This is a genomic window from Paenibacillus sp. FSL R10-2771 (assembly GCF_038000205.1).
GTDB lineage: Bacteria > Bacillota > Bacilli > Paenibacillales > Paenibacillaceae > Paenibacillus_AQ > Paenibacillus_AQ phytohabitans.
Window position 1 is genome coordinate 7,276,579 of sequence record NZ_JBBOBM010000001.1, and the last position, 23,985, is coordinate 7,300,563.

Sequence of the window (23,985 nt, forward strand, 5' to 3'; positions counted from 1 at the left end):
AGTTTAATCTCCTTTTAACTTTGGTTTTAGTGTAACAATGTAACTTAGGGTATTACCTATTTGCGGCTGGCAATCATGGATTGTCCGGTCATTTCCGCAGGCTGCGGAAGTCCCATCAGATCTAAGATTGTCGGTGCTACGTCTGCGAGAATACCGGATTCGCGCAGTACTACATCTTCAGTCGTAACAATGAAAGGAACAGGGTTGGTAGTATGGGCTGTGAACGGACGGCCGTTCTCATCGAATACCATATCCGCATTGCCGTGATCGGCAATGATGATTGCAACGCCGCCTTTGGCAACCACTGCATCCACAACTTTACCTACGCATTCGTCCGTCACTTCAACTGCCTTAATAGTAGGCTCCAGCATGCCGGAGTGTCCAACCATATCAGGGTTAGCAAAGTTCAGGATAATGGCATCTTGTCTGTCTGCTTCGATCTCCGCTACGCAGGCCGCCGCCACTTCGTATGCGCTCATCTCAGGCTGCAGATCATAGGTTGCCACTTTCGGTGAGTTAATCAGGATGCGTGTTTCGCCGGGAAGCTCCTCATCACGTCCGCCGCTGAAGAAGAAGGTAACATGCGGATACTTCTCAGTTTCCGCGATACGCAGCTGCTTCTTGTTCTGCTGAACCAGCACTTCACCGAGCGTGTTGTCCAGGTTCTTCGGGGAGTAAGCCACGAAGCCTTGAACCGTCTCGCTGAAGGTTGTCAGACATACGAAGTGCAGACCTTCAGGGAACTTAGGGCCACGGTCGAAACCGCGGAAGTCAGAGTTCGTGAATACTTGCGACAGCTGAATGGCACGGTCAGGACGGAAGTTAAGGAAAATGACAGAATCGCCGCTTTCCACTGTCGCAACCGGGTTGCCCAGGCTATCTACAATCACACTTGGCTCTACAAATTCATCATACACAGAATTCTGGTAAGATCCAGTGATTGCCTGAAGTGCATCGGTATATTTAGGACCTTCGCCATACACCATTGCACGATAAGCCTTCTCTACACGTTCCCAGCGTTTGTCACGGTCCATGGCATAATAACGTCCGGATACCGTAGCAATCGTACCTACGCCAACCTCTTCGATCTTGGCTACCAGTTCCTGAATGAACTTCTGTCCACTGTCGGGTGGTACGTCGCGGCCATCCATGAAGGCATGAATATAAACTTCATGCAAATCTTCTTTTTTGGCCAGATCGAGCATCGCGAACAGGTGGTTAATGTGACTGTGCACGCCGCCATCGGATACAAGTGCATAGAGGTGAAGCTTTTTGCCGGTTGTTTTGGCGCTTCTCACCGCAGCAACCAGCGTTTCGTTCTCGAAGAATTCCCCATCACGGATAGACTTATCGATGCGGGTCAGATCCTGGTATACGATCCGGCCTGCGCCGATGTTAAGGTGCCCTACTTCAGAGTTACCCATTTGTCCTTCCGGCAGACCTACAGCTTCACCGCAAGCGGTAAGTGTAGTGTTCGGATATTGTTTCAGGTAACGGTCGTAGTTCGGTTTGTTGGCTTGGGCAACTGCGTTGCCTTCATCCGTATTACGCAAACCGAAACCGTCCATGATGATTAGAGCTACAGGTTTTGGTGCTGACATTCTTATTTCGCCCCCTCAACGAGTGAAACGAAGGAAGCAGGCTGCAGGCTGGCACCGCCGACTAGAGCGCCGTCGATGTCGCTTTGACTCATGTACTCCGTTACATTCTCAGGCTTCACGCTACCGCCGTATTGGATACGGACAGCTTCAGCAGTTGCTTCATCGTACAGGCCTTTTACAAGGGTACGGATGTAAGCAATAACTTCATTAGCATCCTGGGAAGTAGAGGATTTACCTGTACCAATAGCCCAGATAGGCTCATAAGCGATAACTACGCTTGCTGCCTGTTCCGCGCTAAGTCCGGCAAATGCCGCTTCAGTCTGCACTTTGCATACATCTTTAGTCTGGTCCGCTTCGCGCTCTTCGAGCTTTTCGCCTACACAGACAATTGGAGTAATACCATGGCGGAATGCCGCATGCATTTTTTTGTTGACGATTTCGTCTGTCTCGCCGAAGTATGCACGGCGTTCGGAGTGGCCGATAATAACGTATTCCACGCCGAGATCTTTCAGCATTACACCGCTGATCTCGCCTGTGTAAGCACCGTTATCTTCGAAGTGAAGGTTCTGAGCACCAATTTTGATGCTGGTGCCTTGTACCGCTGCAACAAGTGCAGGCAGGTTAGTGAATGGTGCGCAGATTACAGTCTCTACGCCTTCAACTTCCGCCTGGCCTTTGATTTCAGCGATGAAGCCTTCGGCTTCCGGAACGGTTTTGAACATTTTCCAGTTGCCTGCAATGATAGGTGTTCTACTCATAGTAATGGAATGCCTCCTTCTACCTTCTACGTCTTACTTGTCGTTCAGTGCTTCTACGCCTGGAAGTGCCTTACCTTCCATGAACTCGAGTGATGCGCCGCCGCCAGTGGAGATATGATCCATTTGGTCTGCGAGGTGGAATTTCTCAGCAGCTGCCGCGGAATCACCACCGCCGATAACTGTGTAGCCTTCGGTAGTTGCGCAAGCCTGGGCTACAGCAATTGTACCTTCAGCGAAGATATCAATTTCGAATACGCCCATAGGTCCGTTCCAAACAACCAGCTTGGAGTTTTTGATGATATCGGCATAAATTTCACGGGTTTTAGGACCGATGTCCAGACCTTCCCAGCCAGCAGGAATTTCAGTCACATCTACAATTTTGGTGTTGGCATCTGCGCCGAACTTGTCAGCGATAACTACGTCAACCGGAAGCACAAAGTTTTTGCCGAGTGCTTTGGCTTTTTCGATAAATCCAAGCGCAGCATCGATCTTGTCGTTGTCTACCAAAGAATTTCCGATTTCGTAACCTTGTGCTTTGGTGAAGGTGTAAGAAAGGCCGCCGCCAATCAATACGTTGTCAGCCAGAGTCAGCAGGTTGTCGATCACGTCAATTTTGTCTTTAACTTTGGATCCGCCGATGATCGCAGTGAAAGGACGTTCAGGATTGGACAGGGCTTTGCCCAGAACGGACAATTCCTTCTCCATCAGAAGGCCGGATACTGCAGGCAGGAAGTGAGCGATACCTTCTGTCGAAGCATGGGCACGGTGAGCCGCACCGAATGCGTCATTGACGAACAGGTCAGCCAGTTCAGCGAACTGCTTAGCCAGTTCAGGATCGTTCTTTTCTTCACCTTTATAGAAACGGACATTCTCAAGCACAAGCACGTCGCCTTCGTTCAGTTCAGCGATTTGTGCTTTTACCGCTTCGCCAATCGCTTCATCAGCTTTGGCTACCGGTTTGCCGAGCAATTCGGACAGACGTACAGCTGCGGAAGTCAACCGCATGGAATCGACGAATTCACCTTTAGGACGGCCCATATGGCTGGCCAGAATGACCTTTGCACCGTTCTCAATCAGGTATTTAATTGTTGGAAGGGTTTCGCGGATACGGGTATCATCAGTGATCTTACCGTCTTCCACTGGCACGTTGAAATCCACACGCACGAATACGCGTTTGCCTTTTACTTCTACATCACGGACACTTTTTTTGTTCATGATTAACATTTCCTCCACACCCAAAATTGGTTCATTCACGAATCCATTTCATTTAGAAAGAGCGGAAACAGACTTTCATTGTTTCCGCTCTATTGTACTGCCTATATAAAATCGGTATTATTGAGCAAGTTTAGCGAATTTTTCTAGAGTACGAACGAGCTGTGCAGTGTAGGACATTTCATTGTCATACCAAGCAACGGTCTTAACCAGTTGTTTGTCGCCAACAGTCAGAACTTTAGTTTGTGTAGCATCGAACAGGGAACCGAAAGTCATACCCTTGATGTCGGAAGATACGATTTCATCTTCAGTGTAGCCGTAAGTTTCCGGATCGGAAGCTTCTTTCATGGCTGCGTTGATTTCTTCAACAGTTACGCTCTTATCCAGAACAGTAACCAGCTCAGTCAGGGAACCAGTAGCTACAGGCACACGTTGTGCTGCACCGTCAAGTTTGCCTTTAAGTTCTGGAATTACCAGGCCGATTGCTTTTGCAGCACCGGTAGTGTTAGGGATGATGTTCTCAGCAGCAGCGCGGGCACGTCTGAAGTCGCCTTTAGCGTGTGGAGCATCAAGTGTATTCTGGTCACCTGTGTAAGCGTGGATAGTAGTCATCAAGCCTTCGATGATACCGAATTTGTCGTTCAGAACTTTGGCCATAGGAGCCAGACAGTTCGTTGTGCAAGATGCGCCGGAGATTACTGTTTCGCTACCGTCAAGGATGTCATCGTTAACGTTGTAAACAACAGTCTTCATGTCGCCTGTAGCTGGAGCGGAAATAACTACTTTCTTAGCTCCGCCTTTAAGGTGCTTTTCAGCTGCTTCTTTAGTTGTGAAGAAACCTGTGCATTCCAGAACGATATCAACGCCAAGCTCTCCCCAAGGAAGTTCTTCAGGGTTGCGGTTCGCCAGAACCTTAACATCTTTACCGTTAACTTTGAAGAAGCCGTCGTGAACTTCAACATCGCCTTGGAATTTACCTTGAGTTGTATCATATTTAAGCAAATGAGCAAGCATCTTAGCGTCAGTCAAGTCATTGATTGCTACCACTTCGATACCTTCTACATTTTGAATACGGCGGAATGCAAGGCGTCCAATACGTCCAAAACCGTTAATACCAACTTTTACACTCATTGAATAGTTCCTCCTAGATTTCGTTTTATTTATTCAAGACAAGCCGTGAGGCTCGTCAAGACAACAAGGTTAAGTATAATGCATAATACCTTTGCGCGCGTCCCATAAAATGGAATCTATAGGACCTCTTGCAATTGTTTGTCGATTTCTTTGCCGATTTCGATAGCAGCCGCCTCGTCTGTCACGAGAATATCCTCTTGGCCGAACCGCAGCATCGCATGAATGGCCTTAGCCTTGCGTTTGCCGCCGGCAATACCGATGACGACTTCTGTACGGATAATGTCTTCCAGGCGCAGCCCCATGGTCAGCATGGTATGAACCACCTCGCCATTCTCATTGAAATAATATCCGAACGATTCGGCTACCGCACCCTCGTCCTGAATCTCTGAGATGGTACCGGGGTCCAGCTTGCGGCGGTGAGTCATTTCAATGGCATCGCCAATTCCATGCACAATAATACGCGATCTGCGGATAATCTGCACAATCTCTCCAATATTGGAGTCCAGTGCGAGCGACTGATAGGCATCGCCGCTGAGCAGATCAGGCACATGCAGCAGACGGTAATTGGCACCAATCCGTTTGGCCATGGTCGAAGCAATGGTGTTGGCTTGGATCTCCATGCTCTCTCCCAGTCCTCCGCGCGCCGGAACTACCCAGGCGTTCTTATAGGAAAGGGATAGCGGCGGGGTCAACTGATCGGCCATTTCGGCCAGGGTCGATCCGCCTGTGACGGCAATCGTATCGTCACTGCGCAGTACACTGAGCAGTGCCTTCGAACCTGCACGCCCCAGTTCACGTTTGGTGAACAGCGAGGTCTCGCAGTCGCCAGGTACAACAACTACTTTACTGAGACCGTACGTAGTACGAATTTTCTCTTCCAGATCATCCAGGCCGAAGAGGCTCTTGGCGATCGGCTCCAGCAGGTCAAGCAGTCTGCGACCGGCTTCGCTAATGCGCATGCCGACGCTCTCGATCTCAATGAGCCCTTGCGATTTCAGAAGATCCGTCTCGGCGCGCAGCACCCGCTCGGTCATATCAAGCGAGGCGGCAAGCGTTCGGCGCCCAATAATATCGGACAGCATGATCTGATGTAGAATCGTATACCGTCTCTTAAGGGTTTCCATGAGATCAGGCAGAAGCTGCTTTTGGATTTCCAATAAATTACGCATGCTTTCACTCCTGCAACTTCGTCTTTCTCTTTTCCCTTGTTCGTGGTCTCAAAATGTCCCGGGTTAACTTTTTAAGTCCCACCCATATTCTACCCAAAACTGACGCCGAGTGCAAGTGTTCCGAGACTATAATTCTCAGACCCGTTTCATCTTATACATCTGCCGGTCTGTGAGAGGTAACCACGCCCTTAAGCACATGACTGAAAACCTCCATCACCTGACTGTCAAGTGGGAAGCTATCATCTGCCTGGGAGCCGGAAAATTTTTTTTTGCACAACGGGTTTTACACGTTGCTTTTATGCAATAAGTGTATTATAATAATTTCTGTTGCGCCCGTGGTCCAATGGATATGACGTAGGCCTCCGAAGCCTGAGATCCAAGTTCGATTCTTGGCGGGCGCGCCATTATTTTCACTTTTGTACATAATTTAGCAATGCTTATATTATATTTAACCAAAGAGCCGCTTGATGGCTCTTTTTTTTGAATCTAAGTTTGACTTTCTTTGACTTTTTGTTTGAATTTGTTTATCATGTGGTTAATACGGTAACAGTAAAAAATGAACACATTCGAAGCACCAATTTCAAGGAGGTTTTCCACGTGAGTTATATTCCTATGGTAGTAGAACAGAGCAACCGCGGTGAGCGCGCTTATGACATCTATTCCCGCCTGCTGAAGGACCGCATCATTTTCCTTGGAACGGAGGTTAATGACGTGGTAGCCAATTCCATCATCGCACAAATGCTCTTCCTGGCTGCCGAGGATCCGGATAAGGATATTCACCTGTATGTAAACAGCCCTGGCGGTTCCATTACAGCGGGTATGGCTATATTTGATACAATGCAGTACATTAAACCGGATGTATCCACCATCTGTGTAGGGATGGCCGCTTCCATGGGTGCCTTCCTGCTGAACGCCGGCGCCAAGGGCAAACGCTTCGCCTTGCCGAACAGCGAAATTATGATTCACCAGCCGCTCGGCGGTGCCCAGGGTCAGGCTTCGGATATCGAAATCCGCGCCCGCCGCATCATCAAGCTGCGCGAGAAGCTGAACCGTATCCTGTCCGAACGTACGGGCCAGCCGATCGAGAAGATCGAGAAGGATACCGACCGCGACTACTTCATGAGTGCTGCCGATGCAGCTGAATATGGCATTGTCGATAAAGTCATTGAGAAGACCTTGCCGACTGGCGTTTAATTTCTATACTTCACCAACACATAAAGAGGCTGCCACGGACCTACAGGTCTGCGGCAGCCTCTTTATTTGGCATATATACTGATGTTTCACCTCAAGGTTCCATATCCCAGGGCATCCAGCTTGCCGGCAATCACCCGGTAGCCCCTGCCGTTCGGATGGATATGATCCAGGAACAGCAGCCCCCGCTCATTTCCGGCAAATTCATGATAAATGGAAGCAAACCCCACAACATAACTGCTGTAGCCGGCAGCATAGCGGTTGAACTGCCGCACCCAATCTGTAGCCGCATCCACCTGAGGATACGGATTATAGAGACCTACAATCCGGATAATGTAAGGACTTCGCGTACCCGCCTTCAGCTGTGCCAGAGTATTCATAATATCACTGAAATTCCGTTTGCATTCCCGGAGCGCTTTTTGCAGATATCCATTCAGCTCACCTGGCCTCCCCGCTGCGGCTTTGGCGGCCTTAATCAGATCATTGCCGCCAATAGAGACGGTGATGATCTCCGCATCCTTAACCGCAGAACGAAAGCCGCCATCTGTCTTGAGACGCTGCTCCAGCCCTGCTGTTGTCAGACCGTTCACTCCAAGATTCGCTGAAGCCACCGGAGTCTGCAGCCGCCCTTCCGCCATCCGGCGGTAGACGGGGACAAATCCGTTCCCGGGCAGAGCCCCGAATCCGGTCGTTAATGAATCTCCAATGGCCGTATATTGATAGACCATATCCTTCCCTCCCCGCTATAAGCTGCTTGCTTTCTTTAGCTTATGACTGCCTCGGGGATGTGGTAACGGCAGGGCAGCCTTAATAGGCCCGCAAAAGAAATCCTGCCCTTATGTCTCCGGAGGAAACGCATGGGCAGGATATATGAAACTACTATATTATTTCAGTGCAGCGAACGGACTGCTTCCGTCCGGCAGCAGCTCTTTGAAGCTGAAGATTACCTCCGGGAAGCCTGTAGCGTATGCAGTATACTCATATTGCTGGAAGAAGAGCACGGCTTTGCCCTCTTTCAGATAGAAGTATTTCTCTGTATTCAGGCCTGTGAATCCTCCCAGATAACCTCCGTTTGCTTTGATTTCAGTAGATACCTTGGCATTCAGCTGTTTCTTGTAGTTAGGATTAGCCTTGAACAAATCCCCCAGCAGCAGGCGTTTACCGTCTTTAAGTGAGAAGGTAAAGGCATTGCGGATAGTCGATCCATGTGCACCGCCGGTATATCCGTATTGATTCGTGATCAGACTGAGCACGCCGTCCTGATTATAAGTGACCACATAACCGCCTTCGAATTCATACGGACGGTCGTCCTCGGATTTAAGGGAGATTTGATCTTCGGCGTAAGCCGCGTATTTCTGAATCGTCTGTTTGATTGTATCATTGATTGCCTTCTCAGCCTCGCTACTTGCAAGACCGCTGACCTGTGGATAATCCAGCTTGATTGGTGCATCTTTATGGTCCTTAACATAGCTCTCAGTCTTTATAGTTACCGCATTTTGCGTTCTCTTCATCACATTGAGCCGTCCCGTAGCGGCACTCCAGTCACCCTTGTAGCCTAAGTAATCGCTGAGCAGGTCAAACGAAACATAGAAGCGGTTATCCATATTCTTCACTTCATATTCGCCGATAAAATAATTGTTCACTTTAATCGTAGTATAGTATTCAGTAACCGTCAGTTTAGTTTGTGTAGTACCTGTACCGATGGTATACGTCTTCTCTGCTTTATCATAAGATAGCGGCATCCCCAGCGCATCGCGCATAAACGTTACCGGAATCCATACCTTTCCGTCCTGGAAAAGCCCCTTCTGCGCTGCAATCTTGCCGTTTACCTTCAGTACTACCGGGGAGGATGCAGCCTTCACCTGAGCAGCTGCTGGAGCTGCCTGAGTTATACCTGCCGGTATTGCGGCTCCACCGAGCAGCATTCCCGCTGCAATCATTCCTGCGCCCCATTTACGGGCGTATTTCTTCGAAGTATCATTCATTTTCATTGTTGTTCTTCCCCTTCCGCTGGTGCGATGTATTATGACGTGATGTGTTCCCTCAGCTTCACTCTTCCTATTATAGGGATAAGAAGGTCGGCGGATGTTACAATGCGCTTTACAGTTTCTTAAGGATTGAAGAGTCTTTCTATCAACCTTATTACATTTATTTAAACAATTTGAGAGATTTCAACGAAAATTTCTCCTAAAAAAGGCGCCGCCCTGCCATAAACAGCAGAGCAAGCGCCTCTTCGCGGTCACTTTATTTCAATTCATAGGTTACGCTCAGCTGAGTGGTTACTTTAACTTCTCCGGGTTCAACAGAGCTTCCGGCAGCTGAATCATTCGCTGCTTTGGACATGGCGGCCTGTTCAACGAAGACAACCGGGTTATTCCCGTCGTCGTTCTGAATGACCGTTACCACCTGCCCGAGTCCGCGTTTCGCCGCTTTAGCAATCGCTGCCGCTTTTACATCTGCATTCTGCATTGCTTTTTCGATAACCTGTGCTTCAAAGGCTGATGGATCTTCGATCGCAAAGCTTGCATTGCCGATATTGTTCGCGCCTGCCGTCGATGCTGCATCCAGCAATTGTCCGACCTTAGTCAGATCACGGTAGGAAATCTTCAGCGTATGCTGGGCATTATAGCCTTTAACCTGCTGGCCTTCCTTTTCGCTATAGATGTAATTAGGCTGTACATAGAACTGCGTGCTCTGAATATCCTTGTCCGCAATTCCCCAGGTTGTTTTGAATAATGCAGTCAGCTTCGCAATCTTTGCCGCGGTACCCTTCTGCGCCTCTTGTGCAGTATCAGCCGTGGTAGTTACCCCGATGGAGAGATAGACGATATCCGGTTTGATCGCAAGTTCACCTTTACCGACTACGTTCACAATATTCTTCTGCACCTCATCGGCAGCGTAAGCCTTTTCAGGACCTTTTAGCACCCCGCTCAGCCCCATTCCTCCTATAATCAAGCTTCCTGCCAGCAGCACTGCTCCGATTGATTTGCCAAATTTCATCATGCTTGCCATCCCCTTTCGTTTCTTTAAGTTGTTGGTACCCTCTAGACGGACCAGCATGGCAAAAGTTGCATATCCTATGTACGTTATTTAATAATTTATTCCGTCTCTATCCAGAAACGCCGGATGACATTTCCGTCCTCCTCAATATATTCGCTATCCTCTACTCCGCCATTCTTGCGGATCGTCCGTTCCGATGCTGTATTGACGGCGTCGCAGACCACGAGTGCCTTCTCTATACCCAGTTCAGCAGCTTTCACGAGGGCCTGCTTCAGAAGTTCACTGGCATACCCCTGTTTGCGCTCCGAAGGGACCACGCCATAGCCGATATGCCCGCCTGTACGGAGTAACGCTTCCGTCAACCGGTGTCTGATGTTCACGGCAGCCACCACCCGCTGATCCGTTGTCACCAGACAGAAGGTTGAACTGCTCACCCATCCGTCTTTGATATTCACACCGCCGGCATGCTCACGCAGAGACTGAAGCATCCCGGCAAAGTCAGCAGGATCGATCTCGACTACCCAGGGAACGAATGATTCTCCGCTGGCCTTCCACTCTTCATAAAATGCCAGATAGGGCTCTCTGAGAGCTTCTGTAGGCTCCACTAATGTTACCTCACTGCCTTGGATCTGCATCTGTGTATCTCCCCTTATACATAAATAATATGAAAAAAAGCCCCTAAGGGCTTTCGGTAAGACGTGTACCATTTATTGATTCTCGAGTTCTTCCTTACTTACAAGACTTGTCAAAGCGGTTACAGCTTGTTCCGCATCTGCGCCATCTGCGCTGATATAAATCTCCGTACCGGAACTGATCGCAAGGCTCATAATGCCCATGATACTTTTGGCGTTAACTTTTTTATCGTCTTTTTCCACGAAAATCTCCGACGAAAACTTATTAGCTTCTTGCACAAACAATGCTGCCGGCCGAGCATGGAGCCCCGTCTTCAACCGAACAACTACCGGGTGCTTTGTCATGAAACGCTTACCCCCTATTTGAGATCTGCCCAAAAATTTCACATTAATTTTATAATATTATATCATTATAACCTCTACCGCACTAGAAAAAAAATAATCAACTGCCCCGCACCTTGTCAGCCAGCTCATCAATTTTGCGCAAACGGTGGTTTACGCCTGATTTACTGACGGTGCCGCCCAGCATATCGCCAACTTCCTTCAGGTTGATATCCGGGTGTGCAAGTCTGATTTCCGCAACCTCGCGCAGCTTATCCGGCAAGCTTTCCAGTCCCACCTCACGCTGCAGCAGCTTGATATTCTCAATCTGGCGTACCGCGGCGCTGATCGTTTTGTTAAGATTGGCCGTTTCGCAGTTGACGATCCGGTTAACGGAATTACGCATATCGCGCATGATCCGTACATCCTCGAATTTGAACAGTGCCTGATGGGCTCCGATCAAACTTAAGAATTCAATAATCTTCTCGCCTTCCTTGATGTATAGGATGAAGCCTTTCTTGCGTTCTATGCAGCGGGCATTCAGGTGAAATTCACCAGCCAGCTCCACGAGCGCCTTGCAGTGCTCCTCATACATCGAAGCGATTTCCAGGTGATACGAGGAACCCTCCGGATTATTCACCGAGCCGCCAGCCATGAAGGCCCCGCGCAGGTAAGCACGCTTGCAGCAGTTCTTGCCGACGATTTCATCATCGATCCCATCGGTGAAGATGAAGCCTTCCGAGACAATCCGCAGATCCTTCAGGATCTCCTGAACCCGGTTTGGGATTCTTACGATATAGACGTTATTCTTCTTCAAACGCATTTTTTTACGCACGAGCAGCTCGATATGGACCTGGTAATATTTCTTAAGTAAAGAATATACCCGCCTTGCAATCGCGGCGTTCTCCGTCGAAATGTCGAGAACAACCTTTTTGCTCGAAAGCTGCACCGAACCATTCATCCGGATCAGCGCTGACATTTCCGCTTTCTCACAGCAGGGCTGGCTCTCGACCATCGTCAGCTCTTTTTTGGTAAGGGCCGCAAAAGACAAGGGGCTCACCTCTTTCATGTTAACTCTTTCTGTCAATCCAATCCTGAACCAGCTGGAAAATATGGTGGCTAAGCTTATCTGTATCATGCCGCAAATAGGTTTTAAATAATACCAGTTTGTCGGCAATCACCTTATATCCGTTGCCGTCAACGACATCGCGGTCAAGCTGCACCGGACGTGCGCCTTTCTCGGCATATTTGATCTGTACCTGCTCCGGGATCTCTCCGTCGTTCACAATTACATAATCGAACAGATGCAGTCCGATATGGTCGTATACCGCCTGAAGATGATCACTGACCGTATAATTATCCGTTTCACCGGGCTGGGTCATTACATTGCATACAAATATTTTGATCGCATCCGAGGCCACGACAGCTTCAGCCAGCTTCGGCACCAGCAGATTCGGCAGAATGCTTGTATACAGACTGCCCGGACCGAGCAGAATGGCATCCGCATTCCGGATCGCCTCCAGCGCCTCCGGCAGAGGCTCCACATCGGCAGGCTCCAGGAACACACGTTTGATTATACCGCCGGCCTCCGGTATTTTGGATTCGCCGGTAATCAGGGTACCATCCGACATCTCGGCGTGCAGGACCACCGCTTCGCCTGCAGCGGGCAGCACCCGGCCGCGGACGGCGAAAAGGCGGCTAAGCTCTCTGACTGCCGTAACGAAATCCCCGGAGATGTCTGTCAGCGCTGCCAGAATGAGATTGCCCAGGCTGTGTCCGGCGAGGCCCTCTCCGGTACTGAAACGGTAGCGCATGATCTGCGCCATCAGAGGCTCCACATCGGCCATAGCCGTCAGTACGTTACGGATATCCCCCGGAGGCGGCATTTGCAGCTCACTGCGCAGAATCCCGGAGCTCCCCCCGTCATCTGCCACGGTTACGATAGCCGTAATATCCAGCGGCTTCTCCTTCAATCCCCGAAGCATAACAGACAGCCCGGTACCGCCGCCCATGACGACGATCTTCGGACGCTGCCCTTGTTCTTCAGTCACTACTCATCCCTTCTCTCGTCAATGCCGATCACGTTCGGAATCCCGATGGCTGATTGCTACCGATTCCGTCTCGCTTACCCCCAGCATTTTGCCCAGATACTCTGCAATGGCTACGGAACGGTGTTTGCCGCCTGTACAGCCGATGCCGATAATAATCTGGGATTTGCCTTCCTTGCGGTATTGCGGAATAAGAAATTGAAGCATGTCAAGCAGCTTGGTCAGGAACGTCTGCGTTTCAGGCCATTTCATCACATAGTCATACACATCGTTGTCTTGGCCTGTCTTGGGCCGCAGCTGATCCACATAATGCGGATTAGGCAGGAAGCGGACATCGAACACCAGGTCAGCATCAATCGGAATACCATACTTGAACCCAAACGAAGTAATGTTAACGGAGAGGGTGCTTTTCCCGAGATGGGAGAACCGTGACACAATTTTTTCTTTTAGCTGTGCCGGCTTCATGCTGCTGGTATCCAGACACAGGGTAGCTGAATTCTTGAGCTCCTCCAGCATTTGGCGCTCCATCCGGATACCGTCAAGCGGCATGCCCTTGGGAGCAAGCGGGTGGTGACGCCGGCTCTCTTTGTAGCGTTGCACAAGCACTGAATCTGTTGCATCCAGGAAAAGAATCTCAAAGCCTATGGTCGACTCGTCCTTGATATAGGCCAGAGACTCCGACAGAGCGGTGAAGAATTCCCGTCCCCTGAGGTCGATCACGAGCGCCACTTTGGCGATTTTGCCTTTGGACTGCTCAATCAATTCGGCGAACTTCGGGATCAGCACTGGCGGAAGATTATCGACGCAGAAGAAGCCGAGATCCTCCAGGCTCTGCACTGCAATCGTCTTGCCTGCTCCCGACATGCCGGTAATGATGATCAGGGTGGCACGACCGGGCGATATTTGCTCGAATTCGGTCATTAGAGCGTCCCCTCCCTAAGGTTAGTATATGAATAATTCCTGCTCCTTAAGAACGCAGCAAAAGACCTGCCGCACCAATAATACCGGCATCATTGCCAAGCTCCGCAGGCACGATGGTAACACCAGTCTGCAGAGGTGCAGGTGTTAGCTTGGCGAATACACGGCGGACTTCATCAAACAGGATATCGCCGGCTTTGGATACGCCGCCGCCTACGATAAACACTTCCGGATTCAGTACCGCAGCCACCGCAGCCATCGATTTGCCCAGGTAGAATGCTGCACGGTTCACAATACGCAGAGCGACTTCATCGCCTGCCTTGGCAGCGTCAAAGACTTCCTTGGCCGCAATCTTCTCCACCGTGGACAGAGTGGTGCGGTCCCCGCGGGCCACTGCATCATTCGCCATGCGGATAATGCCAGTCGCAGAGGAAACGGTTTCCAAACAACCCATGTTCCCGCAGCCGCACTGGATAGCTTCCAGATCGGGAACTACTGTGATATGGCCAAGCTCTCCGGCCAGACCGGCAAAGCCCTGATACACCTTGCCATTGATAATAATTCCGCCGCCTACCCCTGTACCCAGCGTATAGCAGACGCAATTCTCAATGCCGCGTCCTGCACCGCTCCAAGCCTCGCCCAGCGCAGCCACATTGGCGTCATTGTCTATTTTGACAGGCTTGTTCAAACGACCTTCCAGAATGGAACGGATCGGCACATCTCTAAATCCTATGTTAGGCGCAAGGATGATGATTCCTTCACGAATATTCGTAAACCCGGCAAGCCCGGCTCCCACACCGGCAAGCTGTTCCCAGGAATACGGAGAGTCCTCCACAATCAGGCGCACATACTTCTCGATATTATCGATAACGGCATCGACGCCGTCTGCGGTCCCCGTTGGACCTTCGTAAGTGTGCAGCAGGCTTCCCTCGGCATTGCAGATTCCAACCTTAATCGTGGTTCCACCTAAATCCACGCCAACGTAGATATTTTCAGACATGTTACAAGCCACCTTTTTCTATGCTAAAATAGTTAATCCTACGTACCCACTATAATAGAAGCCTCCCCTGCGGTCAAGGAAAGGCGATACACCCGGGGCAATGTTCTTCAGGAAGCGGTATGGGATGTTTTGACATGCTCCGTCTGCGGACAACCCGCCTAACAAAAAGACCTTCTCACCCGGCAGGCAAGAAAGTCTGAAAGTAATCTTCTATTGCCCTGGTCCCTGTAAATCTGCCATTATTCCGACAAAATACGCTTTTGCCCCTCTAAGGCACGGATCGGAGCAATATTCTGTGTGAACTCCAGCGTCCCCATATAGCGGCCGGTCTCATCACGTACTGCGAAGTAGCGGATATAGATGAATTTATCTTTGATGGCAATCCAGAAATCCTCAGCATCCTTAATGCCTGCCTTGAAATCTGCCAGCAGCTTCTCCACCACATGCACGCTTTGCGGCGGATGACAGTTCTGCACCGTACGGCCGATAACCGCCTTGGTCCGGGCGAAGATCCGTTCCTTGCCATGTGAGAAGTAGCGGACCACATCGTTCTCATCGATAAAGGTCAAATCCACCGGCAGATGATTCATCATCGTCTCGAGCTGATGAAGCGACAACAGGCCGGTCTCAAAGCGGATGAAGCCCTGCGGTGATGCAGCTTCTCCTTCTTCCTGACTCTGGGCACCCTCCGGTTCAGCGGCACGCTCCGGAATCCATTCCTGCTCCGGCGCGGTCAGGCAGAAGCCGATTTCGTCACTTTCGCGGGCGATTTTGACCCATTCATCTTCAGTCAGCTTATCGAGCGCCATCGGCAGCAGAATATTCTCTTCTTTGAAGATCATCTCGTTGACTTCTTTAATGATCTCCTCCAGTGAAGCTGCAATCTGCTCAGACTCCCCGCTATACGCGCTGAGTGCTTTCTTGGCTTCCTTAATCATATTGCGGATCCCGTCATCCACGCCCCACATTACCTTGGTTGGACCATAAATGCCGTACTTCTCTAAGTAAGGAAACAGCAGATTCTCCTTGCGGCTGTAATGCTTGTCGAGGTCGAGCAATAGGCTCAGATCCTCCAGCAGCTTGAAGATGATCTCTTCGCTGGCGTTCTTCTTGAACTTGTCTGTGTGCAGCTCCAGCCGGAAGTTAACCAGCCGTTCAATCTCACGGTTCTCCAGCTTGAAGGTATGCACAGGATGCCCCGGCTGCTCTTCAGCCTTCGAGGAGCGGTGAATCTGCTCGATCGAGCCTTTGAAGATGGCCGTATGCACGGAGCATAGGCGCTGCACTTCCTCTACCGGAATACCCTCTTCGGTCATCAGGGAATGCTCCATGGCAGATATCTCAGCTACAGTCACATCGCCTACCGCTTCGGCAAAACGCGCCTTCACTTCCTCTACACTTTTACCCGCATGCAGCTCCTTGATGATCTCCTTCAGCATAGCCTGGCGGCGTGTCTGCTCCGGTACATCCACTTCACGGTTATTAATCAGTTCGCTCATTATATTCTCTCCTTCTATTCAATAATCTCGAAGCCGTGCTGCTCAAAGGCCAGCCGAACGGTTTCCAGCTCTATTCTCTTTAATTTCATGCCCTTGGATAATGTCATGAACCTGCCTGCCGTCTGCAGCATTCCAGGCTTCGTTATATCATGGAAACCCAGACCGGCCATAATATCTACGGCTTCCGGGTGCCTGGTTACCAGCTCCAATATAGACTCATCTAGCTTCAACACTTTGCTCAAGATCTGCACACCTCACAATTGAGAATTCTTCTCAGCAACAGCTTAGCATAGGGCAGGGGGGTAAATTGTGATTACAGTCACTAAGTATAAAATTACCCCACAACATATTAGCTTTTAAGGAAAAAGCTGCCCGTACGCCTGTTACAGCATAGGGACAGCCATGTATGTTAAGAATTCACAGAATTCAAGGCTTCGGCTATGAAAAGCGTACATATAAAATTCCTTTGCAGGGTGCCGCCATTCCGGCCGATCAGCTTATGTAACCTGGCGCTTAATTCAATCTGCTCCGCTTCCTTCAGCCCGATGAACCCGTTGCAGGTCCGCAGGAAGTTAATGAAGCTATCCGCGTCATCCCTGCTGTCCCAAGGATACCGGTAGACCTCCGGGGCTCTGAAATTTCCGCTGCCGGACAGCTCTGCTACAGTTCGCTCCACTCTCTGTTCAATTACATCCCGCTTATTAAACCAGAATACCTCATACTCCGCACAGACCTCGGCAATCTCTTGCTCCATCTCACTGTCTCCCTGCAGATAAAAATTCCAAAAGAGCGCGAGCCGCCCTCCCGGCTTCAGCAGCCGCCCACATTTCTTGTAACCTTCCGGCTGCGGCACCCAATGAAAGGCTTGAGCGGAGAAGATCAGGTCGAAATCCTTCTCCGGCCCAGACCAGTGCTCGAATCTGGAGGTTACAAATCGCACGTTTTTATCCCTATGCTTCTGTCTTCCCAATTCCGCCAGTTGTGGGCCCGGTTCAATACATAGCAGCTCATACCCGCGGTCCAGGAATAATTCGGAGGCTTTACCGCTCCCGGCACCGATCTCAAGAATTCTGGACTCCTTAGTCAGAGAGGCTTCTTGTACAATCTGCTCAATCAGGGCGAATGGATAACTGGGTCTATACCTATCATAGTATTCAGCCGCTTCATTGAAACGTTCGCTTTCCTTGAGCCAGTCTTTGTTCCTCATTCGATTCACTCCCTATACTTGGATAATGCTATTTACGCCAACGGTTGTGCATGGTTTCACATAATAGGGAGAAGAATCTTGTGCTATTCGCGCATAAGAAAAGCTGCCCTCACGCCTTTTACAGCATGGGACAGCAGGGAAATAGCTATAGAAGACTTGCCTTTTTACAGCGACCTGCTCAATCTGTAGGAATTACGGATATCATGCGAAATCCGCATGCTGCAGAATTTAGGACCGCACATAGAGCAGAAATGAGCTTGCTTCGCCCCCTCCGCAGGAAGCGTCTCATCATGATACTCCAGCGCCCTTTCCGGGTCCAGAGAGAGATGGAACTGGTCTCGCCAGCGAAACTCGAACCGTGCCTTGGACAGCGCATTATCCCTGTCCTGTGCACCCGGATGCCCCTTGGCGAGGTCTGCGGCATGTGCAGCGATCTTGTAGGTAATGACTCCCTCGCGCACGTCATTCTTGTTAGGCAGACCTAAATGCTCCTTGGGTGTAACGTAACACAGCATAGCCGTCCCGAGCCAGCCGATCATCGCCGCCCCGATGGCTGAAGTGATATGATCATAACCGGGTGCAATATCGGTAGTGAGCGGACCCAGGGTGTAAAAAGGGGCTTCCCGGCAAATCTCGAGCTGCTTGTCCATATTCTCCTTAATCTTGTGCATCGGCACATGCCCCGGGCCCTCAACCATTACCTGAACATCGTGCTTCCAGGCCAGCGCTGTCAGCTCTCCCAGTGTCTCCAGCTCAGCGAATTGAGCTTCGTCATTGGCATCTGCTATAGAACCCGGACGAAGTCCGTCCCCCAGAGAGAAGGCCACATCATACGTCTTCATAATCTCACATATAGCTTCGAAGTGTGTGTACAGAAAGTTCTCCTGCTGATGGGCAAGGCACCAAGCGGCCATAATCGAGCCGCCCCGTGATACGATTCCCGTCATTCTTCCGGCAGTCAGCGGAATATAGCGCTGTAGCACCCCGGCATGAATGGTAAAGTAATCGACCCCCTGCTCCGCCTGCTCAATCAGCGTGTCGCGATAGAGCTCCCAGGTTAAATCCTCGGCTATGCCGTTCACCTTTTCGAGCGCCTGGTATAAGGGCACCGTGCCGACAGGCACAGGAGAATTGCGTATAATCCATTCACGGGTGGTATGAATCTTGGAGCCGGTGGAGAGGTCCATGATGGTGTCGGCCCCCCAGCGGGTTGCCCACCGCATCTTCTCCACTTCCTCTTCAATAGAAGAAGACACCGCAGAATTTCCGATGTTCGCATTGATCTTAACCAGGAAGTTACGGCCAATAATCATCGGCTCGCTCTCGGGATGATTGATGTTGGCCGGAATAATGGCCCGTCCGGCGGCCACCTCATCCCTTACGAATTCCGGCCGGGTATTCTCGCGGATCGCGATATACTCCATTTCCGAAGTAATGATCCCTTGCCGCGCATAATGCAGCTGGGTAACATTGTTGCCCGCATGTGCCCGCAGGGGACTCCGCTGCAGCCCTGGATAAGCCTCTGCGGGCGGCCCGCCCCTGCGGATTCCATTATCCTGCGGCTGCACAGCTCTTCCGGTGTATTCCTCCGAATCGCCACGCTCCGCAATCCAGCATAAACGGTGCGGCGGCAGCCCCCTCCGAATGTCAGCCTCTTGCGCAGCATCGGTGTAAATTCCGCTTGTGTCATAGACACGCAGCGGTTCGTTCTCCTCTTCCCCGGCAACGCCCTCGGTTCTGCTGAGGCTGATCTCCCGCATCGGAACCTGAATATCCGGGCGCGAGCCCTCTACATACACTTTGCGGCTTGCAGGAAATCGGGAAAGGTCCACCTCTTCGTTCTTCATCATTTCTGGCATTCTAATCTCCTCCTCTTCGCTCTATGAGCCAATCAGATAAGATTTCACGCAGCAGACTGAGCCGAAGAATCATGTATAGCACAAGGCATATGAATTCTTGCAAGTCAAAAAGCCGCTCCACCTGGAGCGGCTTTATCAAAGGAACAGCCCAATAAGACTGTATTCAAAAAAAGGTCCGACTCCACTTTCCTACGCTGGTATGATCCAGATCAGGTTCAAGGGTCCGGAAATTCACTTTTCCCGTCTCAGCCTATTCAGGCTCCCCTAGTGGGTATCTTATCTAATTAAATACATTCTACTGGTATAGGATTTTTTTGTAAACCCGTAAATAACAAGAACCTTCTCCGGTTATTTATCGAGCGATTCGCTCCAGTCATGCACCATCGTGCCTTCCAGGAACTTCTCGGCATCCATGGCGGCCATACAGCCGGTTCCGGCTGCCGATATGGCTTGACGGTAACGCGTATCCTGCACGTCGCCGCAAGCGAATACGCCGGGAATATTCGTCTCTGTGGTGCCCGGGTTAACCACTATATAGCCATTGGCATCGGTGTTAATCTGCCCGCCTAAGAAAGCGGTATTCGGTGTATGTCCGATAGCGACAAATACACCATCCGCTTCCACCAGCTCGGTAAGTCCCGTCTCATTGTTAAGGACGGTGATGCCCTTAACTCCGGTATCGCCGACGGTTACCTCAAGCGGCGTGCGGTTCAGTGCCCATGACACCTTGCTGTTGTCGCGTGCGCGGTCCTGCATGATCTTCGAAGCACGCAGCTCCGGACGGCGGTGCACCAGCGTTACGCTGGAAGCAAAGCGGGTCAGGAAGCTGGCTTCCTCCATCGCGGAATCGCCGCCGCCGACCACGACAATCTTTTTGTTACGGAAAAAGAATCCGTCACAGGTCGCACAGGTGCTGACCCCGCGTCCTACATTCTCCTGCTCGCCCGGGATACCCAGGTATCTGGCGGAGGCGCCGGTCGAAATAATGACCGACTCCGCTTCCAGTACACCCATTCCGTCTACAGTCACCTTGAACGGACGCTGAGAGAAGTCAACCGACTCCACCCAGCCATTCTTGAATTCAGCGCCGAAGCGTTCGGCCTGCTTACGCATGTTGTCCATCAGATCAGGACCCAGAATTCCTTCAGGGAAGCCTGGAAAGTTCTCCACTTCTGTCGTCGTTGTCAGCTGTCCTCCCGGCTGCAAGCCTTCAATTACGAGCGGGCTCAGGTTCGCGCGCGCCAGATAAATCGCGGCAGTCAGCCCGGCCGGGCCTGTTCCGATTACAATCGTTTTGTACATTACATTGGCCTCCTTACAAGTAGGTTTGTATTTACAAGTGGAAACGGCTTTATCGTCCTTTTATTAAGACGGTACCGTTTCAGCGAGAAATATAAGGATAAGTTATCGTGAGAAACGTATAGATTCTTATATTTGAAAAAAGGGTTCAAATATTGTTGGTGGACGGCGACAAGCCGTCCGTTCCCGGCAGCATGCCCTGGGTATCGCATTCACTGTCGATCCGCCGTGCATAGCGGCTTACCATGGAGACCGAGACGCCGTAACGCTGTGCCGCCTCGCGGAAGGTGACCGGACGCCCGTGCAGCCTGGCAGTCAGATACTCCAGTGCCGCACACCAGCCGCCGTCATTGCGGAATAACGGTACATCCGGATACAGGCTGCCGATGAACTGCTTCCAGATAAACTCTGCATCCTTCTTCTGCACAGCATCATATCTCCGGTCCATCATGGCCACCGTATGATCGATAATCCGCTGCCAGTCTTCCTTCCATTCAGCCGGGCCCTTGGGGCTGGAAGCCGCTTGCAACGGCTCTTCCTCAGGAGCTGCAGCTTCTTCCAGATTCTCTCCAATCAGCCGCTGCAGGCTGAACAGCGCCGCCTCCTGCAGCCGGTCCTCCTGGAGCGGCTGATGCTCCAGAACTCCGCGCAGTACCTCGGACATCTCCTCATCCTCAATCCAGCGCAGGGCTTCGGTCACCTGCAGCTTCGTGGAGGAATCGCCGTAGCGCAGCGCCCAGAAGAACGAGGCTCGCAGCAGCGGATTGTTCCGTACTTCTTCGGTGAACTTGCCTGTATTCCCCTTCCACTGCTTAAGCTGCTCCTGGAAAGGCAATTGGTAATTATAGCTGACAGCAGGCATGGGTCTGTCTTCTCCCCGGGCTTGCTGGAGCTGGGACAGGAAGAATGCCGGCACGGCAGACTCAGGGTCCAGCTTCGCAGCCTGTCTCCAGCAGCGTAGCGCTTCAGTGTAGAGGCCGCTGTTGCTGGCCGCTGCTGCGCAGTAATGATACAGGCCGGCGTCTCCGGCGACCTCTTCATCCTTCAGCAGACGCCGGAAGTGGCTGTATGCTGCAGTATGTCTGCCCAGGATGCCCATCGTCGTGGCCATTTTGAATACATGCTCCTGATGAAAAGGCACAGTGGCTTCAAGCATGCCCAGCAGAGAATCCAGCTGCTCCTTGTCACCTGCATACTGCAGGAAGATCGCCATATTGCAGAGCGCATGCAGATTGCCGGGGTCCTGCTTCAGCACCTCGTTCAGGCATTCCTTCGCTTTGGCAAACCGGCCCATATAGAAATAAGCGAGGGCCAGGTTATTATGCGCAGCCAGAAAGTCCGGCGAGATCGCAATGATCTCTTCCAGCAGCTCTACGGCCTGGGGAAACTTGCCCTCCTCCAGCAGACTGCGGGCCCGGTCATGCTCGACCACACCCTCACGGCTGCGGATCCGCACAAGCGGAGCAGGACGGTTCAGCTCATATTGCAGCAACTCCATCAGCTCTTCGGATTCGGCCATGAACTCGCCGCTGGCATCCTCCTCCAGATACGTGACCAGCGAACGCTCCGCCTCTTCAAAGCTTTCCATATTGGCGTAATTATTAGCCATATAGAAATGACATTCGGTCATTGCGGGATCAATCTTCTCCAGTACATGGGTCAGAATCTCATTAGATGCTGTGTAATTACCCATCTCAGATAATATACCCGCCATGTTGCAATGATTCACCGGATTATCCGGCTCATATTCAACAGCTTTGCGAAAATTCTTTAATGCCTTATCATATTGAAAGCGGTCAAGCGACCGTACGGCTCTTTCAAAGAAAAAATTGGCATCCAGAGTGACCGGAATCACATTACCGCTGTCCGTATCATTCTCTGAAGTTTTCTCAATCATGGAAGCAAGGCACCTCCCTTTGTAAGCTTCCCTAGCCTAACGAAAAATAGGAGAGCGGCATCAAATATATACCCATACTCCCTGTCTTAAGTGTTCTTTTCGTTTCCATTTATGGACTTGGCTGTCTTCTTCACACAGTATACCACATGTGGTAGTGAGATTCTCAACCGGGGAGGAGAGTTAAGGGGAGGAAAAAGCTTGAAAAGTTGCTGCTGCAGCATAACTGTAAAAAGAAACGCAGGGACTATATCCCCGCGTCTCTAAATAGCTTGTCTATGGAACCGCCTTCGATGATAATACGTGTGGCTTCTGCCAGCATAGGTGCAACAGAGAGCACCGAGAATCTGCTGGAGTGCTCATCCGGCAGCGCAATAGAATCCGTGACGACAATTTCGTCGATATTGGGATGATCCATCCGCTCCAGCGCATCTCCGGAGAACAGCCCGTGCGTGGCACAGACGATGCTGTTCCGGGCCCCGCGCTCCTTCAGCCCTTCTACCACATTGACGATCGTGGTCCCCGTATCAATAAGATCCTCAATAATAATCGGCGTTCTTCCCTCAACGTCTCCGATGACATGGGTAATCACCGATTCGTTATGAGCCGGACGTTTCTTGATCATGATGGCAAACGGAGAGTCCAGCCGACTGGCCAGCTTCTCAGCCATGGAGGCGCGGCCTGCATCGGGTGATACGACTACCAGATCGGAGAGGCCTTTGATCTTCAAATAGCCGCTGATCAGATCAAGCGCAGTCAGATGATCCACGGGAATGTTGAAGAAACCCTGGATAGCCGCTGCATGCAGGTCAATAGTTATCACGCGGGTAGCTCCTGCAGTGGTCAGCACATCGGCAACCATTTTGGCTGAGATCGGCTCACGCGGCGCAGATTTGCGCTCCTGCCGGGCATACCCGTAATAAGGAACGATAATATTCACTGTTCTTGCCGATGCGCGTTTGGCAGCGTCGATCATGACCAGCAATTCTACAAACAGCTCGTTAATCGGATGAGCCAGGGATTGCACCAAAAATACGTCGCAGTTCCGGATGCTCTCTTCATAATGCACATATATCTCGCCGCTCTTGAAACGTGTCAGCTTAATCAGGCCCAGCGGTGCGCCAAGGCGCTCCGCAATATCAGCGGCCAGCTTCGGATTCGACGAACCGGAAAAAATACGTAATTGATGATGCATAGTACCCTCCTGGGATTATAATTTAAACTTCGAACGCAAGTGGAAACGGCT

Annotated in this window: 22 protein-coding genes, 1 tRNA gene and 1 riboswitch; of the genes, 2 read left to right on the forward strand and 21 right to left on the reverse strand. The window is 51.0% G+C overall.

Features of this window, described 5'->3' with window-relative positions; all coding sequences use genetic code 11:
• Positions 1–56 precede the first annotated feature (56 nt).
• From gpmI to NSU14_RS31430, 5 genes are all read right to left on the reverse strand, one after another.
• Positions 57–1,601, reverse strand: a complete 1,545-nt coding sequence (gene gpmI / locus NSU14_RS31410) for a 2,3-bisphosphoglycerate-independent phosphoglycerate mutase (RefSeq protein ID WP_042132756.1) — start codon at positions 1,599–1,601, stop codon at positions 57–59.
• Between the two features lie 2 nt (positions 1,602–1,603).
• Positions 1,604–2,359 carry a triose-phosphate isomerase gene (gene tpiA, locus NSU14_RS31415; RefSeq protein WP_039302428.1) on the reverse strand — a complete coding sequence of 252 codons (756 nt, stop codon included), beginning with the start codon at positions 2,357–2,359 and terminating at the stop codon, positions 1,604–1,606.
• A gap of 33 nt (positions 2,360–2,392) precedes the next feature.
• A complete protein-coding gene (locus tag NSU14_RS31420) occupies positions 2,393–3,574 on the reverse strand; it encodes a phosphoglycerate kinase (protein ID WP_042132755.1) in 1,182 nt (393 codons plus the stop codon).
• A 117-nt stretch (positions 3,575–3,691) separates the two neighbouring features.
• A complete protein-coding gene (gene gap / locus NSU14_RS31425) occupies positions 3,692–4,702 on the reverse strand; it encodes a type I glyceraldehyde-3-phosphate dehydrogenase (RefSeq protein ID WP_039302421.1) in 1,011 nt (336 codons plus the stop codon).
• A gap of 116 nt (positions 4,703–4,818) precedes the next feature.
• Entirely contained in the window at positions 4,819–5,871 is a 1,053-nt protein-coding gene (locus NSU14_RS31430) for a sugar-binding transcriptional regulator (RefSeq protein ID WP_042132754.1), read from the reverse strand.
• A 329-nt stretch (positions 5,872–6,200) separates the two neighbouring features.
• Here NSU14_RS31430 and NSU14_RS31435 point away from each other — a divergent pair.
• Positions 6,201–6,275 (forward strand) — tRNA-Arg (locus NSU14_RS31435).
• A 193-nt stretch (positions 6,276–6,468) separates the two neighbouring features.
• Positions 6,469–7,065: an ATP-dependent Clp endopeptidase proteolytic subunit ClpP gene (gene clpP / locus NSU14_RS31440; protein WP_042132753.1), complete on the forward strand. Its 597-nt coding sequence runs from the start codon at positions 6,469–6,471 to the stop codon at positions 7,063–7,065.
• A gap of 86 nt (positions 7,066–7,151) precedes the next feature.
• Here clpP and NSU14_RS31445 read toward each other — a convergent pair whose 3' ends face one another.
• The 16 genes from NSU14_RS31445 to NSU14_RS31520 form a co-directional block, all read right to left on the reverse strand.
• Entirely contained in the window at positions 7,152–7,790 is a 639-nt protein-coding gene (locus NSU14_RS31445) for a GDSL-type esterase/lipase family protein (protein WP_042132752.1), read from the reverse strand.
• 156 nt (positions 7,791–7,946) lie between these two features.
• Positions 7,947–9,053 (reverse strand): PdaC/SigV domain-containing protein, encoded by a 1,107-nt coding sequence (locus NSU14_RS31450; RefSeq protein WP_052421607.1) that lies wholly within the window; start codon positions 9,051–9,053, stop codon positions 7,947–7,949.
• Positions 9,054–9,306: 253 nt separating this feature from the next.
• Positions 9,307–10,065: an SIMPL domain-containing protein gene (locus tag NSU14_RS31455; RefSeq protein WP_076243422.1), complete on the reverse strand. Its 759-nt coding sequence runs from the start codon at positions 10,063–10,065 to the stop codon at positions 9,307–9,309.
• Between the two features lie 95 nt (positions 10,066–10,160).
• Positions 10,161–10,697: a GNAT family N-acetyltransferase gene (locus NSU14_RS31460; protein WP_340948441.1), complete on the reverse strand. Its 537-nt coding sequence runs from the start codon at positions 10,695–10,697 to the stop codon at positions 10,161–10,163.
• Positions 10,698–10,769: 72 nt separating this feature from the next.
• Positions 10,770–11,039, reverse strand: a complete 270-nt coding sequence (locus NSU14_RS31465; protein ID WP_036651317.1) for an HPr family phosphocarrier protein — start codon at positions 11,037–11,039, stop codon at positions 10,770–10,772.
• 97 nt (positions 11,040–11,136) lie between these two features.
• The gene (gene whiA, locus NSU14_RS31470) at positions 11,137–12,066 is read right to left on the reverse strand and encodes a DNA-binding protein WhiA (protein ID WP_039302402.1); all 930 of its coding nucleotides are present in this window, start codon (positions 12,064–12,066) and stop codon (positions 11,137–11,139) included.
• Positions 12,067–12,085: 19 nt separating this feature from the next.
• Entirely contained in the window at positions 12,086–13,027 is a 942-nt protein-coding gene (locus NSU14_RS31475) for a gluconeogenesis factor YvcK family protein (protein WP_042140618.1), read from the reverse strand.
• 57 nt (positions 13,028–13,084) lie between these two features.
• Positions 13,085–13,984, reverse strand: coding sequence for an RNase adapter RapZ (rapZ, locus tag NSU14_RS31480; protein WP_039302396.1), 900 nt, complete (start codon positions 13,982–13,984; stop codon positions 13,085–13,087).
• A gap of 46 nt (positions 13,985–14,030) precedes the next feature.
• The gene (locus NSU14_RS31485; RefSeq protein WP_039302392.1) at positions 14,031–14,981 is read right to left on the reverse strand and encodes an ROK family glucokinase; all 951 of its coding nucleotides are present in this window, start codon (positions 14,979–14,981) and stop codon (positions 14,031–14,033) included.
• Positions 14,982–15,220: 239 nt separating this feature from the next.
• Complete coding sequence (locus NSU14_RS31490; RefSeq protein ID WP_171720821.1) at positions 15,221–16,480, reverse strand: DUF438 domain-containing protein; 1,260 nt, start codon at positions 16,478–16,480, stop codon at positions 15,221–15,223.
• A 14-nt stretch (positions 16,481–16,494) separates the two neighbouring features.
• A complete protein-coding gene (locus tag NSU14_RS31495) occupies positions 16,495–16,722 on the reverse strand; it encodes a DUF1858 domain-containing protein (RefSeq protein WP_042231578.1) in 228 nt (75 codons plus the stop codon).
• A gap of 167 nt (positions 16,723–16,889) precedes the next feature.
• Positions 16,890–17,687, reverse strand: a complete 798-nt coding sequence (locus NSU14_RS31500) for a class I SAM-dependent methyltransferase (protein WP_336103301.1) — start codon at positions 17,685–17,687, stop codon at positions 16,890–16,892.
• A 164-nt stretch (positions 17,688–17,851) separates the two neighbouring features.
• Positions 17,852–19,546, reverse strand: a complete 1,695-nt coding sequence (thiC, locus tag NSU14_RS31505) for a phosphomethylpyrimidine synthase ThiC (RefSeq protein ID WP_144026042.1) — start codon at positions 19,544–19,546, stop codon at positions 17,852–17,854.
• A 169-nt stretch (positions 19,547–19,715) separates the two neighbouring features.
• A riboswitch (TPP riboswitch) is annotated at positions 19,716–19,822 on the reverse strand.
• A 72-nt stretch (positions 19,823–19,894) separates the two neighbouring features.
• Positions 19,895–20,848: a thioredoxin-disulfide reductase gene (gene trxB, locus NSU14_RS31510; protein ID WP_039302384.1), complete on the reverse strand. Its 954-nt coding sequence runs from the start codon at positions 20,846–20,848 to the stop codon at positions 19,895–19,897.
• Between the two features lie 145 nt (positions 20,849–20,993).
• Entirely contained in the window at positions 20,994–22,742 is a 1,749-nt protein-coding gene (locus tag NSU14_RS31515; RefSeq protein ID WP_076243417.1) for a tetratricopeptide repeat protein, read from the reverse strand.
• 244 nt (positions 22,743–22,986) lie between these two features.
• A complete protein-coding gene (locus NSU14_RS31520; RefSeq protein WP_039302378.1) occupies positions 22,987–23,934 on the reverse strand; it encodes a ribose-phosphate diphosphokinase in 948 nt (315 codons plus the stop codon).
• Between the last annotated feature and the right edge of the window lie 51 nt (positions 23,935–23,985).